The organism is Sphingobium fontiphilum (assembly GCF_014196635.1).
GTDB classification, from domain to species: Bacteria; Pseudomonadota; Alphaproteobacteria; order Sphingomonadales; family Sphingomonadaceae; genus Sphingobium; species Sphingobium fontiphilum.
Genome location: NZ_JACIEB010000009.1, coordinates 133,172 through 145,548, shown reverse-complemented (window position 1 = coordinate 145,548; position 12,377 = coordinate 133,172). Strand labels below are relative to the sequence as shown.

The 12,377-nt window shown below is 64.2% G+C and carries 15 protein-coding genes; 13 read left to right on the top strand and 2 right to left on the bottom strand.

Annotated features, from left to right (window positions below):
• The first annotated feature begins 102 nt into the window (after positions 1 to 102).
• The 3 genes from GGR44_RS16140 to GGR44_RS16130 all read left to right on the top strand — a co-directional run bounded on the left by GGR44_RS16140 (position 103) and on the right by GGR44_RS16130 (position 2,097).
• A complete protein-coding gene (locus GGR44_RS16140; RefSeq protein WP_183956506.1) occupies positions 103 to 465 on the top strand; it encodes a hypothetical protein in 363 nt (120 codons plus the stop codon).
• A gap of 112 nt (positions 466 to 577) precedes the next feature.
• Positions 578 to 895: a terminase small subunit gene (locus tag GGR44_RS16135; protein WP_183956505.1), complete on the top strand. Its 318-nt coding sequence runs from the start codon at positions 578 to 580 to the stop codon at positions 893 to 895.
• A gap of 260 nt (positions 896 to 1,155) precedes the next feature.
• Positions 1,156 to 2,097 (top strand): right-handed parallel beta-helix repeat-containing protein, encoded by a 942-nt coding sequence (locus GGR44_RS16130; protein WP_183956504.1) that lies wholly within the window; start codon positions 1,156 to 1,158, stop codon positions 2,095 to 2,097.
• Positions 2,098 to 2,103: 6 nt separating this feature from the next.
• Here GGR44_RS16130 and GGR44_RS16125 read toward each other — a convergent pair whose 3' ends face one another.
• Positions 2,104 to 2,943, bottom strand: a complete 840-nt coding sequence (locus GGR44_RS16125) for a hypothetical protein (protein ID WP_183956503.1) — start codon at positions 2,941 to 2,943, stop codon at positions 2,104 to 2,106.
• Between the two features lie 169 nt (positions 2,944 to 3,112).
• Between GGR44_RS16125 and GGR44_RS16120 the strand changes: the two genes are divergently transcribed.
• The 9 genes from GGR44_RS16120 (at position 3,113) to GGR44_RS16080 (ending at position 10,472) form a co-directional block, all read left to right on the top strand.
• The gene (locus GGR44_RS16120) at positions 3,113 to 3,322 is read left to right on the top strand and encodes a hypothetical protein (RefSeq protein WP_183956523.1); all 210 of its coding nucleotides are present in this window, start codon (positions 3,113 to 3,115) and stop codon (positions 3,320 to 3,322) included.
• Positions 3,323 to 3,390: 68 nt separating this feature from the next.
• Entirely contained in the window at positions 3,391 to 4,842 is a 1,452-nt protein-coding gene (leuC, locus tag GGR44_RS16115; RefSeq protein WP_183956502.1) for a 3-isopropylmalate dehydratase large subunit, read from the top strand.
• Positions 4,843 to 4,955: 113 nt separating this feature from the next.
• A complete protein-coding gene (leuD, locus tag GGR44_RS16110; protein WP_183956501.1) occupies positions 4,956 to 5,549 on the top strand; it encodes a 3-isopropylmalate dehydratase small subunit in 594 nt (197 codons plus the stop codon).
• 59 nt (positions 5,550 to 5,608) lie between these two features.
• Positions 5,609 to 5,932: a DUF1476 domain-containing protein gene (locus GGR44_RS16105; RefSeq protein WP_183956500.1), complete on the top strand. Its 324-nt coding sequence runs from the start codon at positions 5,609 to 5,611 to the stop codon at positions 5,930 to 5,932.
• Between the two features lie 11 nt (positions 5,933 to 5,943).
• Positions 5,944 to 6,177 carry a BolA/IbaG family iron-sulfur metabolism protein gene (locus GGR44_RS16100; protein WP_183956499.1) on the top strand — a complete coding sequence of 78 codons (234 nt, stop codon included), beginning with the start codon at positions 5,944 to 5,946 and terminating at the stop codon, positions 6,175 to 6,177.
• Between the two features lie 60 nt (positions 6,178 to 6,237).
• A complete protein-coding gene (gene grxD / locus GGR44_RS16095; protein ID WP_183956498.1) occupies positions 6,238 to 6,567 on the top strand; it encodes a Grx4 family monothiol glutaredoxin in 330 nt (109 codons plus the stop codon).
• Positions 6,568 to 6,997: 430 nt separating this feature from the next.
• A complete protein-coding gene (locus GGR44_RS16090; RefSeq protein WP_183956497.1) occupies positions 6,998 to 8,281 on the top strand; it encodes a hypothetical protein in 1,284 nt (427 codons plus the stop codon).
• 194 nt (positions 8,282 to 8,475) lie between these two features.
• Positions 8,476 to 8,844 (top strand): BlaI/MecI/CopY family transcriptional regulator, encoded by a 369-nt coding sequence (locus tag GGR44_RS16085; protein WP_183956496.1) that lies wholly within the window; start codon positions 8,476 to 8,478, stop codon positions 8,842 to 8,844.
• The gene (locus GGR44_RS16080; RefSeq protein ID WP_183956495.1) at positions 8,841 to 10,472 is read left to right on the top strand and encodes a M56 family metallopeptidase; all 1,632 of its coding nucleotides are present in this window, start codon (positions 8,841 to 8,843) and stop codon (positions 10,470 to 10,472) included. The genes GGR44_RS16085 and GGR44_RS16080 overlap by 4 nt, the downstream gene beginning before the upstream one ends.
• Here the strand turns inward: GGR44_RS16080 and hemW are convergent.
• Positions 10,469 to 11,644, bottom strand: coding sequence for a radical SAM family heme chaperone HemW (gene hemW, locus GGR44_RS16075; protein ID WP_183956494.1), 1,176 nt, complete (start codon positions 11,642 to 11,644; stop codon positions 10,469 to 10,471). The two genes, GGR44_RS16080 and hemW, sit on opposite strands and share 4 nt — an antisense overlap.
• Here hemW and GGR44_RS16070 point away from each other — a divergent pair.
• Entirely contained in the window at positions 11,643 to 12,374 is a 732-nt protein-coding gene (locus GGR44_RS16070; protein WP_183956493.1) for a CAP domain-containing protein, read from the top strand. The genes hemW and GGR44_RS16070 overlap by 2 nt on opposite strands.
• Positions 12,375 to 12,377: the final 3 nt, after the last annotated feature.

The window sequence follows — 12,377 nt, the reverse complement described above, 5'->3', positions numbered from 1 at the left end:
TGTTGGCAAACCCGACCGGAGCCACCAGCCCTCCGGACCCGGACCAGGCGGAAATCTCTAGACCCGAGCGGTCCAAGGTTGGGTAGCAGTGCACACGTCAACATGACTGATTTTAAGGTGATTGACGTTCCGGGTATGCTGAGTGTCCCGGTGACCTCGTGGGATGCGGACGGCAACCAGATTCCCGATGACGGCGAATGGCACCGCCATGTCTCCACAAGTCAGTATGTCTTCGCAGAACTGCTTGTGGCCAAGGGATTGGCACCCGGCCTGAGCGCTATAGCTCGCACACCCGATCTCGTGATCAAATGGTCTGAGTTGAACGATGTCGGCCAAGCCTTTGTCAAAGCGTCCTTCGACAAATGGCTCAAATCAATCGACGATACCCGGACTCCCGAAGCGACGATGATCCAGAAGCTCGAGAAGCGCTGGCAAAAATTCGCTCAACAGCCATCCATGACCTAATCCGATTTATGGGTTCACGACCTAATAAGCGCTGATCCGGACATTCCAACCTCTATTATATTGGCCCAAATCCCCCTTCCAAAGTAGGAAATCCTCTGGTCTATCCTCATGGATGGACCAGCACCCCACACCCACTCCGCCCGCGCCCGCCGCGCCAACACCCCCGGATCGCGCCCGCTGGACGCCCGAGCGGCAGCGGCTTTTCCTCGCCGCCTTGCTCGCCACCGGTAATGTTACGCAGGCCGCGCGCGCTGCGGGCATGTCGCGGGCCAGCGCGCATCGGTTGCGGCGGCGGCTCAGGGGGACGCCGTTCGACCGGACGTGGGATCGCGCGCTGGCGCTCAATGCGCAAAGGCTGGCCGATCCCTTCGCCCCCGATCCCCGCGCCACCAGGCCCGCGCAGCCTGTGACCCAACGGGCGCGTCGCTGATGCGTGGTTGGCGCGCAGCTGTCGCGTCCCTGTCGCGGCGCTGTGGCCCGACAGGCGCGTCCGCTTGGCGTCGCCGCGGCTTTACCGGCATTTCACGCCCATTTCTGCTACGACACTGTGAACTTCGCCACCGTCGCGCCACCGTGACCCTGACGCCCCGCATCAACCTTCGCCCGCTACTTTGTCCCACAACGGGGCAGGTTTTCGTTAACCATCTCTGGCGGTTGGCCGCTCGCCTCGGCGCGCCTATCCTTGGCTTCATGCGTATCACCTCCATCTCCATCCTGGCCGCAGCGGCGGCGGGCGCGACGGCTCTGGCGCAGGGGGCGCCTGCGCCCTTTACCGTGGCGGAGACGGGCCAGTCCTTCGGATCGCTCGCCGATGCGGTTCGCGCGGTGGGCAATGCGCGCGGCACGGTGGTGATCGCGCCGGGCAGCTATCGCCAGTGCGCGGTGCAGCAGGGCGGCGACCTGACCATCCGCGCCGCCACGCCGGGCAGCGTGACGCTGGACGGCGCGGTGTGCGAGGGGAAGGCGGCGCTGGTGCTGCGCGGGCAGGCGAGCCGGGTCGACGGCATCATCTTCCAGAATCTGCGCGTGCCCGACGGCAATGGCGCGGGCATCAGGCTGGAAAGCGGCGACCTGACCGTCACCAACAGCCTGTTCCGCAACAGCGAGCAAGGGATTTTGACCGGCGATTATGGCGATGGCCGGGTCAGCATCGACAGGTCGACCTTCCGCCATCTGGGCCGGTGCGACCGCGATCTCGATTGCGCCCATGGCATCTATATCGGTCGCCTCGCCAGCCTGTCCGTCACCAACAGCCGGTTCGACCAGGGCGATGGCGGTCATTATCTGAAGACGCGCACGGCGCGCGTCGCCATCACCGGCAACAGTTTCGACGACAGCGGCGGCCGCCTGACCAATTACATGATCGACCTGTCCAATGGCTCGTCGGGCGTCATCAGCGGCAATGCGATGGTGCAGGGCCGCGACAAGGACAACTGGTCCGCCTTCATCACCATCGCGCCCGAAGGCCGCGAGCATGACAGCGGCGCGCTGCTGATCGAGAAGAACAGCGCCGCCTTCGTCCCCGGCCTGTCGCGCCAGTCGACCTTCGTCGCCAATTTCACCGACGATCCCGTCACCATCGCCGCCAGCAACACGCTCGCCAGCGGCATAAAGGTGAAGGACCGCCGCTGAATAGCCTCAGATCGAGAAATCGAACACGCGCGCAGTCATGGCCCCGGCGGTGCCGCCGCCAGCGATTGCATAAATGAAACCATATTCGCCATCATCCAGGTCTGCCGAAGGAATGACGCGGAAGACTCCTTGTCGGACCATTTCATATTCGAAGGGTATGCGGTCCTTGTCCATTACGCCGGCCTTCGCTCCAACAACATTTATGCTGCCGACGCGGGCTTCGCGGCGGCCCTGTTTTTTAAGCAGTTTGATGAGTGTAAATTCCGCAGGTGAAGTAACGGTTGCTGCTGTTCCCGCAGCCCAGGAGGTCATTTGACGCGCCGTATCAGGGTTGGATTCATCAAAGAAAAAATAGAATACAGGGCGGCGGCTTATCGCGCGAACCTTGGCCGTTTCGTTTTGAATGGCTGCCTTGATGCTCATCGAAGCAATGCCGCCAGTGAAAGCATAGCCCAAAATCCCGCCTGTCTTGGCCTGATTACTCATGGTGGGGTCAATGCGCTGCATCCGAGCGCTGGACGCGGTATTCATCAACACATAGACACCGGCCGGGTGCGGCACCATTGGATCGGCTGCATCCATCGACATTGTCGACGTTGCTGGCCGCCCATTGCCCTCAAGCAATGCCGCCATGACAGCACTGGAAATGCCCTTTGCCTTCAATTCGATCATTTGATCGGTTGTAAGTTCCAACTTTGTGTCAGAACTTTTGATCTTTGCGATAATCGCCTCGTCACCGATGCCAGCATTCGCCAAAGCTATAATTGCATCGGTTGTAAGGGGTTCGGCTTGTGCCGGTGCTGCAAGGGCAAGAAGAAGCATCATGCCGCTCAGAAAAATTTTCATCGGTCCCCCAAATATCATGCGGATCTGTCGCCATCGTTGACCCATTCTGGTGCTAGTTGCCTTCAGGGTTTGGGGCAAGCGGTTCGAGCCCGAAGTGGCTCGATTGTGGACCGAGATGTTGGGATGGAGAGGGCTGGACGCCGCCCGCCAGTGCGCCGATAATCACGCGATGCGATCCACCTATGACAGCGCGACGGTGCGCCTTTATCATCTGAGCGACGGGCCGGAGGGCGGGGCGGTCAATACGCTGTGCTATGCGCCGCTGGCCGAGGCGTTGCGCGTCGCCGCCGCCCAGCCGAGCGAGATGTGGGAGGGATTGTTTATCGCCACCGACAATGACGTGATCGCCTATCTCGATCTGGCCCCCGACGATCTGTGACGATGGCCCTGCTGCGGGGCGCTTTTCCTCTTTAACCTTGATCCGTCCGGGGCTAGGGGAGGGCTGTGATGACCAAGCCCACGACCCTGTATCAGAAAATCTGGGACGCCCATGTCGTTGAGACGCGGCCCGATGGCACCTGCCTGATCTACATTGATCGCCACCTCGTCCATGAAGTGACGAGTCCGCAGGCGTTCGAGGGGCTTCGCGTGGGCGGGCGCAAGGTGCGTCGGCCCGACCTGACGCTGGCGGTGCCCGACCATAATCTGCCGACGACCGCGCGTCGCGACGCCAATGGCCAGCGCATTCCCATCGCCAATGCCGAAAGCGCGCAGCAGCTTGCCGCGCTGGAGCGCAACGCCCCCGAATTTGGCATCCGTCTGATCGGCGACGCGGACCCCGAACAGGGCATCGTCCATGTCATCGGTCCGGAACAGGGCTTTACCCTGCCGGGGACGACAATGGTGTGCGGCGACAGCCACACCAGTTCGCACGGTGCGCTGGGTTCGCTGGCCTTCGGCATCGGCACCAGCGAGGTCGAGCATGTGCTGGCCACCCAGACGCTGCAATTGAAGCCGTCGAAGACGCTGGAAGTGCGGGTCGAGGGCGAACTGGGCTTCGGCGTCACGCCCAAGGATGTGGCGCTGGCGATTTGCGGCGCGCTGGGCACGGCGGGCGGCACCGGCTATGTCATCGAATATCGCGGCAGCGTGTTCGAGACTATGTCCATCGAAGGGCGGCTGACCGTCGCCAACATGTCGATCGAGGCGGGCGCGCGTTCGGGCCTGTTCGCGCCGGACGAAAAGACCTTCGCCTATTTGCAGGGGCGCCCGATGGCGCCGAAGGGCGCGGACTGGGACGCGGCGGTCGCTTATTGGAAAACGCTGAAGACCGACGAAGGGGCGGTGTTCGACAAGAGCATCACCATCGACGCCGCGACCATCGCGCCCAATGTCACCTGGGGCACCAGTCCGGAGGATGTGGTGGCGATCACCGGCGTCGTGCCCGACCCCGAAAGCTTCGCCGATGCGTCGAAGCGGGCGGCGGCGGCCAAGTCGCTCGACTATATGGGCCTGACGCCGGGGCAGAAACTGGCCGAGGTGCCGGTGGAAAATATCTTCATCGGCAGTTGCACCAACAGCCGGATCGAGGATCTGCGCGCTGCCGCATCGGTGCTGAAGGGGCGGCATATCGCGCCGGGCGTCAAGCAGGCGCTGGTCGTGCCCGGATCGGGCCTGGTCAAGCGGCAGGCGGAGGCCGAGGGGCTGGACGGCATTTTCAAGGCGGCCGGTTTCGAATGGCGCGAGCCGGGCTGTTCGGCCTGTCTGTCAATGAACCCGGATCGCGTGCCGGCCGGCGAGCGTTGCGCGTCGACCAGCAACCGCAATTTCATGGGGCGTCAGGGCCCCGGCGCGCGCACGCATCTGGTTTCCCCGGTGATGGCGGCGGCGGCGGCCGTGACCGGGCATCTGACCGACGTGCGTGAACTGATCGAGGATAAAAAGGGGATGGTCGCGTGAAGAAGATTTTCTGGGTGCTCGCCCTGGGCGCGCTGGCCAGCGCGGCGATGGCCGCGACGCTGGGCCGGGCCGCCGCCGATGAGAGCGCGGTGGAAAGCGCGCAGGCGGGCTGAATGGAAAAGCTGACCAGCGTCGAGGGGCGGGCCTATCCCTTTGGCATGAAGAATGTCGATACCGACATCGTCATCCCCGCCCATTGGTTGAAGACGATTTCGCGTTCCGGCCTTGGCAAGGGCGCGTTCGAGGTGCTGCGCACGGAACCGGGCAACGTCTTTGACGATCCCGAATATGCGGGCAGCCCGATCCTGATCGCGGGCGACAATTTTGGTTGCGGGTCGAGCCGCGAACATGCCGCCTGGGCTTTGATGGATCTGGGCATCAAGGTCGTGATCGCGCCCAGTTTTTCCGATATTTTCTCCGGCAACGCCTTCAAGAACGGCATTTTGACCGTGGTGCTGCCGCAGGAGGCGATCGACAGGCTGATGGAGGTCGCCAGGACCGATCCCATCTCCGTTGATCTGGAGCATCAGAGCGTCACCACGCCCTTTCAGGATCGCTTCGCCTTCGACATCGACCCGTTCCGCAAGCAATGCCTGCTCGGCGGCCTTGACGAGATCGGCCTGACGCTGGCCAGCGGCGCGGCGATCGACGGCTATGAGGCGAAGGCGGCGCGGGAGCGGCCATGGGTCGTTCCGGCCATTGCCTGAACGAACCGAATCATAATATCGCGATATGCGACCAACCCGTTTTGAACAGGGCAGCAGCTATGACCACCTTTGACGATCGCGAACGCGCCTTTGAAAACAAGTTCGCCCATGACCAGGAAATGCAGTTCCGCATCCAGGCGCGCCGCAACCGTCTGCTGGGCGAATGGGCGGCCGCAAAGATGGGGCTGACCCCGGAAGAAACCGACGCCTATGCCAAGGCGGTGGTGCAGGCCGATTTCGAGGAAGCGGGCGACGAGGACGTGATCCGCAAGCTCCTGGGCGACATGACGTCGGCCGGGATCGACATCGACGAACCGGGCGTGCGTGCAGCGCTGGAAGAGCAGTCGGTGATCGCCCGCCGCCAGTTCATCGAAGCGCAGTAAGGCGCGCTGCGATGCCGATGCGCGCGCAAGAGATCGAAGCAATGATCGTCGCCGCCATCCCCGATGCGCGGGTGGAGATCACCGATCTGGCGGGCGATGGCGATCATTATGCCGCGCGCGTCGAAGCGGAGAGCTTTCGCGGCATGAGCCGGGTGGCGCAGCAGCGGGCGGTCTATGCCGCGCTGGGCGGGCGGATGGGCGGGGTGCTCCACGCCTTGCAACTGACCACCGTGGTCCCCAACTAGACGCCGTGACAATGACGCGGCCGCCAACGGGGCGCTGCGTCGGACAGGAATGGAACAGAGATGACCGACCCCGTGCAGCAGCGCATCGGCGATATCGTGACCGGCAATGATGTGGTGCTCTTCATGAAGGGCACTCCGCTTTTCCCGCAATGCGGCTTTTCCAGCCGGGCCGTGGCGATCCTGGAACATCTGGGCGTCGATTATGAAAGCGTCGACGTGTTGCAGGATCAGGGTATCCGGCAGGGCATCAAGGCCTTTTCCGACTGGCCGACCATCCCGCAGCTTTATGTGAAGGGCGAATTTGTCGGCGGCAGCGACATCATGATGGAAATGTATGAAGCCGGGGAATTGCAGCAGCTGATGGTCGATCAGGGGCTGGCCGGCGCCTGATCGGGCGCGCGCCGCCCGTTGGGCGGCACAACGCAGAGCATATCCGGGAGACCGGGACGGGGGATGTGGCGGAGACAGCCACATCCCCCTTTTTGAGTCGGTCGGGAACATCGGATCAAGAGCAATCCCTGTGCCAGTTCACGGCATTGTCGGTTTTTCGTGGTTATTGCAGTTAACGCGCATGGGGGCAGTCCAGCGGTTGTAAAACATCCCGACATTTTGAGCCTGGCGCCGCTGGTCGGGGGGCGGTTTTTTGTCCGATCCGGAGAAAAGGCGGCGCGAACGACGAGGTAATTTCTCTCCTTTCCGCCTCTCATCTCCCTTTTTGGGCCACTCATTCACTCGAAAATGGGCGCTGTCCTGTTTGCATGGCGCTCGGCTTTGGCGCTGCCTGCGCGATGGAATTTTCCACATTCCCTGCGGAGGCCCCATGACTGGTTTGCGACCTGGTTTTGTTCTGTCCCTTTCATCCATCGCCATTGCCCTGACGCCAGCGCCCGCGCCCGCGCAGGTCGCGTCGGTGACGACCGTCGCCGCATCCGTGCGCCTGTTGCGGGGGCAGATTGACGCTCTCATCGCCTCGGCGCGTCAGGATATGGACCTGGTGCTGTTCAATGCCGGGGTTGAGGCGCGCGATGCTCTCGACGCCTGGGAACGGGTCAATTCCAGCCTGATGGATAAGGCCTTTGCCGCGTTGAAGGATGAGCAGAAACAGTTGTTTCTCAACATCCAGAAGGCGGTCGCGGACGTGAACGATCCGGCGCGCAATCGGCTGGAGCAGGCCCAGCAACTGACGGATACGGCGGTGTTGACGGTCAACAGCCTGCCCTTTTCGAAAAAGAGCTTCATCACCCGCTATACGCCGCGCCTGATCTTCCCCGGCGGGCGCGAGCCGATCGTGCTGCGCGTCTTTGGCCCGCACATGCAAAAGGCGGAACCCAGGGTGACGCTGGCGGGCGGGCAGGCGCTGGACATGATCGAGGGGACGGCCCTGTCCGCATCCTTCCCGCTGCCCAATGACGCGATCGACAATGCCGCCACCGGGTCGACTCCGCTGCAATTGAAGGTCAGCCACTATGGCAGCCCCTATGCCTGGTTCGGCAAGGACCGGACATCGACGAAGCTGGCGCCATGGATTTTGCCGCACGTGATGGGCAGCTACACCGTTACGCCGCTGGTGGAAAAGCGGGAAACCGAGCGCAAGATGGTGACACTCCATAGCGGGCGGCTTTCGGGGCGCAATCGCAATGTCCACAAGGGCGTGCATCCGCCGGAAGGCTGGAAGTTCGACCTTGACCGGATGGATGAGGCGCGGGTGCGCGGCGATGGCGGCGAGGCTGGGCGTTGCGAGGAGATTGCGAACAACGACCGCAGCGAGAATGGCGTGCTCATCAAGGGGCGCGTGGATGAAATCCGGCAGGTCACCTGGCGCGGCGTCCGCTGGGAGGATGGCTGGATCAGATGCATCGCCACGCTGCCCGTCTATCGGGTCGTCCCCCGTGAGGAAATGGGTGAGCCGGTGTCGGGACAATTGGGATGGTATGAGGATGTCGCCATCGCGCCGCCGCCCGGCATCAAAAGCTGGACCGTTGCAGTCACGCTGTTCGACGGGCGAAGCCGCACTGTTCAGGGGCCCGCATCCGACCTCTATTTCGACCTGAGCGCCGACCATCGCGGCGTCATCCTGTCGCCCAAGCGCCCTGTCTCCTATTGAGGGGGGCATCGCCGGACGGGATCAGTTCTCCCGATGCTCTGCCTTCCCCGAACGACCGGCTCCATGGGGAGCCGGTCGTTCGTCATCTCCGCCATGTCGTTCGTCGACATTTCGATTGACTACATCTGTAATCGTATTGATTACAGATGTAGACGATAAGGCCGCTTACGCCCTTTCAATCACGGAATGGTTCGATGCACGAGAAGATCAGCGATGCGGAATATGCGGTCATGGCGGTGCTGTGGGAACGCGCGCCGCTGACCGCCGCCGATGTGGCGGAGCGGATCGCGGAAGAACGCGACTGGACGCTTCAGACGGTCAAGACGTTGTTGTCGCGCCTGATGGCCAAGGACGCCATCGCCGCCGATCAGGATGGTCGCCGTTTCCTCTATCGCCCGCTGATCGCGCGGGACGATTATGTCGCGGGCGAATCCGGGCGGCTGATCGACCGGCTGTTCGGCGGCCGCATTTCGCCGCTGGTGGCGCAACTGGCGCAACAAGACCAGTTGTCGCCGGACGACATTGCTGAACTTGAGGCTTTGCTGAGGGAGTTGAAGGCATGAGCGTCTGGATGGTCGAAACATTGCTCGCCACGACGCTGTTGATGGCGCTGGTGATGCTGCTGCGACGGCCGGTGGCGCGCTGGCTGGGGGCGGGGACGGCCTATGCCCTGTGGGCGTTGCCGGTCGCGCGCCTCATCCTGCCCGCCATTCCGCAGGACATGGCCAGTCCCTCGCCGCTGCACAGCGCGGTTGACCAGGCCGGTCTGCCCGATTTGCTGATGCCGGCATCTGCTGCCGCCTTGCCTTCCGCGCCGTCGGAGGCGGCTGCATTTCCATGGCTGGAACTGGCCTTCGGCTTATGGCTGACGGGCGCAATCCTTTTCCTGTTGGTGCAGGCCATCGGCTATGTCCGTTTCCGCCGGCTGGTGCTGCGCGAGGCAACCGTGCTGGAAGATGGCGGGCGGATCATGATCGTCACCAGCCCGCGCGTCAGCGGCCCGCTGGCCTTCGGGGTTTTCCATCCGGTCATCGCCCTGCCGGTCGATTTTTCCCTGCGTTACGACGATCAGGAACAGATGATGGCGATCGCGCACGAGCGGGCGCATCATGAACGGGGCGATCTGGCCGCCAATATGGCGGCGCTGGGCCTGCTGGCGCTGCACTGGTGCAATCCCATCGCCTGGATCGCATATCGCGCCTATCGTGCCGATCAGGAACTGGCCTGCGACGCGCGCGTGCTCGCGCTCTATGGGCAGGATCACGCCCATGCCTATGGCCGCGCCATATTGAAGGCGGCCAGCGGCGGCCGCCAGTTCGCCGCCGCCTGTCACCTCACCCGCCTCACATCCTTGAAAGGGAGGTTGAAAATGCTCTCCAGTCACGCCGTTTCCCTCCACCGCATCAGCTGGGGCATGGCCGCCGTCGCGCTTGTGACCAGCGCGGGCCTTGTCCTTACCGCATCGGGCAGCCGCGCCGCGCAGCAGGTCGCCGCCATCACCGACAGCGTGCAGGACATGAAGCTTTCTCGCCTGGCCGACATTGGCGGCATGGTGATCCAGCCCGCCGCCGCGCTGGAGCCGACGGCCCCCGCGCCGCCGCCCGCGCCAGAAGCGCCCGTCGAACCGGCTGAGCCATCGCTGGTGATCGCCGATATTGCGCCGCCGCCCGCGCCGCCCGCGCCGCCGACCCCGACCGCCGACATGGCGCCTCCGGTTCCGCCGGTGCCGCCCGCGCCCTCCGTTTCGGTGCGCAGCGAAAAGGGGCGGATCATCGTCAAACATGCGGACGGTCGGGTCGAAACACACCGCGTGCCCACTGACGCCGAAATCCGCAGGATGGTGCCCCATGTCGATGTGCGCGATGGTTGCGAAGGCGGCGACATGGTGTCGCACAGCGAAAAGACCGGGGCGGATGGCCGCAAGACCATAAGGGTTCGCATCTGTCAGGCGGCGATCGACCGGCAGGCGAGAGCCGCTGAACGGGCGGGAGCTGACGCTGAACGCATCGCCCGCGACGCTGAGCGGATGGCCGCGCGGGCCGAGCGGCAGGGCAAAGCCGCGGCGCTGGCGGCGCTGCGCATCGCCCGCCGTCAGGTCGCGGCGCTGGGCATGATCCCTGCCGACGATCGGGCCGACGCCCTGCGCGACATTGACGAGGAAATCGCGAACATGCAGCAGGGCGACGACTAAGCCCTGACGATTTCCGGCAGGATGGCGTCGAGCAGCAACATGCCCGCCGCTTCGACCCGTAAATGCTGGCCGGCTTTTGCGACGAGCCCCAGCGCGCCCAGTTTCTCGATGGCCGGCTCGTCGACGATTTGCCTGGCCGGCAGGCCCGAGAGGGCGGCGATGCGGGCCAGGTCCACGCCTTCGCCCAGCCGCAATCCCATCAGCAGCGCCTCGCTCGCCCGGTCTGCCGGGGAGAGCGGGGTTTCGCCGTGCAGGCCATGGCCGTTGCGGGCGAGGGCGCTCATCCAATTTTCCGGCTTCTTGTGGCGCAAGGTCGCCATGCCGCCACGACGGCCATGGGCGCCAGGGCCGATGCCGACATAATCGCCATAGCGCCAATAGGTCAGGTTGTGGCGGCTTTCCTGACCCGGACGGGCATGGTTGCTGATTTCATAGGCGGGGATGCCCGCTTCCGCCGTCATCGCCTGCGTCAGTTCATAAAGGGTTGCGCCATGATCGGGGTCGGCGGGCGTCAGCTTGCCCTGCTGAACCAGCGTGGCGAAGCGGGTGCCCGGTTCGATGGTCAGTTGATAGAGCGAGAGGTGCCCGGTTCCGAAGGATAGCGCGCGGGCAAGTTCAGCCTTCCAATCCGCTTCGCTCTGGCCGGGGCGGGCGTAGATGAGATCGAAGCTGACGCGGTTGAACACCCGCTGCGCGATGGCCAGCGCGGCCAGACCTTCGTCCACATCATGGGCGCGGCCGAGGAAATGCAGCGCGTCATTGTCGAGCGCCTGAAGGCCGAGCGACACGCGGTTGACCCCTGCCGCAGCGATGTCGGCAAAGCGGGCGGCCTCGACCGAATTGGGGTTGGCCTCCAGCGTGATCTCGATATCGGGCGACAGGCCCCAATGGCGCTCGGCCGCCGCGATCAGATCCGCCACCAGCGCGGGCGGCATCAGCGAAGGCGTGCCGCCGCCAAAGAAGATGGAGGAAAGCCGCCGTCCGGGCGTGAGCGCCGCTTCATGCGCCATGTCGGCCAGCAATGCCGCGCGCCATGCCTGCATGTCGATAATGTCGCGCACATGGCTGTTGAAATCGCAATAGGGACATTTAGAGACGCAAAAGGGCCAATGCACATATAGTGCGAGGGAATCGGCGGGGGCCGGTTCGGACAGGGGGGGACTGGGGGTCATGGGCGGGGGCGTCTTTAGACGGATTGTGGGGCTGTGGCTATCGGCCGCTGCGATGGTTTCAGCGCCGGTGGCGTCGGCCGTGGAGCAAGGCGCCGCGCCCGCCGCTGAGGCGAAGGCAGCCCAGCCGCCGTCCGCGTCATCGGCGCCCGCGCCGGGCGCGGTGATGCCCGCCGCCTATTATGGCATGACCGAAGCGCCGCGTGGCGACGATCTGTTGCGACAGGTGATGCTGGACGCCCATAATGGCGAGCGCGCGGCGCTGGGCATCGCGCCGCTTGTCTGGGATCCGGCGCTGGCCGCCGATGCGGCGCGCCACGCCGCGCACATGGCCGTCACGGGCCGCTTCGTCCATTCCGTCAAGGCCTCCCGCGATATTCCCGCGAGCGGGGAAAATATGTGGATGGGGCCGCGACGCCTCTATGGCTATGACGTGATGGTCGATTCCTTCATCGCGGAAAAGGCGCATTTCCGCGTGGAGGCCCGTCTGCCCGACTTCAGCGACACCGGACGCTGGCAGGATGTCGGCCATTATACCCAGATGGTGTGGCGGGGCACCCGGCGGGTCGGCTGCGCGCTGGGCGACGGGGAAAATTATGAATATCTGGTCTGCCGTTATTTCCCGGCGGGCAACAATTTTGGCAAAAATCCGCTGGACGCGGATGATGCGCCGCCCGCCATGGCGACGTCGGGCGTTGACGCGGTCGCGCCGCAACCGGTGGAAGGGGGCTAGGCG

Bases quoted from the DNA above. Each gene is read 5' to 3' on its own strand.
- GGR44_RS16070 (WP_183956493.1), top strand. From the start codon at position 11,643: ATGGGCGGGGGCGTCTTTAGACGGATTGTGGGGCTGTGGCTATCGGCC.
- GGR44_RS16125 (WP_183956503.1), bottom strand. From the start codon at position 2,943: ATGAAAATTTTTCTGAGCGGCATGATGCTTCTTCTTGCCCTTGCAGCA.
- GGR44_RS16100 (WP_183956499.1), top strand. From the start codon at position 5,944: ATGCCGATGCGCGCGCAAGAGATCGAAGCAATGATCGTCGCCGCCATC.
- GGR44_RS16140 (WP_183956506.1), top strand. From the start codon at position 103: ATGACTGATTTTAAGGTGATTGACGTTCCGGGTATGCTGAGTGTCCCG.
- GGR44_RS16130 (WP_183956504.1), top strand. From the start codon at position 1,156: ATGCGTATCACCTCCATCTCCATCCTGGCCGCAGCGGCGGCGGGCGCG.
- GGR44_RS16135 (WP_183956505.1), top strand. From the start codon at position 578: ATGGACCAGCACCCCACACCCACTCCGCCCGCGCCCGCCGCGCCAACA.
- GGR44_RS16120 (WP_183956523.1), top strand. From the start codon at position 3,113: ATGCGATCCACCTATGACAGCGCGACGGTGCGCCTTTATCATCTGAGC.
- leuD (WP_183956501.1), top strand. From the start codon at position 4,956: ATGGAAAAGCTGACCAGCGTCGAGGGGCGGGCCTATCCCTTTGGCATG.
- GGR44_RS16105 (WP_183956500.1), top strand. From the start codon at position 5,609: ATGACCACCTTTGACGATCGCGAACGCGCCTTTGAAAACAAGTTCGCC.
- hemW (WP_183956494.1), bottom strand. From the start codon at position 11,644: ATGACCCCCAGTCCCCCCCTGTCCGAACCGGCCCCCGCCGATTCCCTC.
- GGR44_RS16080 (WP_183956495.1), top strand. From the start codon at position 8,841: ATGAGCGTCTGGATGGTCGAAACATTGCTCGCCACGACGCTGTTGATG.
- leuC (WP_183956502.1), top strand. From the start codon at position 3,391: ATGACCAAGCCCACGACCCTGTATCAGAAAATCTGGGACGCCCATGTC.
- GGR44_RS16090 (WP_183956497.1), top strand. From the start codon at position 6,998: ATGACTGGTTTGCGACCTGGTTTTGTTCTGTCCCTTTCATCCATCGCC.
- grxD (WP_183956498.1), top strand. From the start codon at position 6,238: ATGACCGACCCCGTGCAGCAGCGCATCGGCGATATCGTGACCGGCAAT.
- GGR44_RS16085 (WP_183956496.1), top strand. From the start codon at position 8,476: ATGCACGAGAAGATCAGCGATGCGGAATATGCGGTCATGGCGGTGCTG.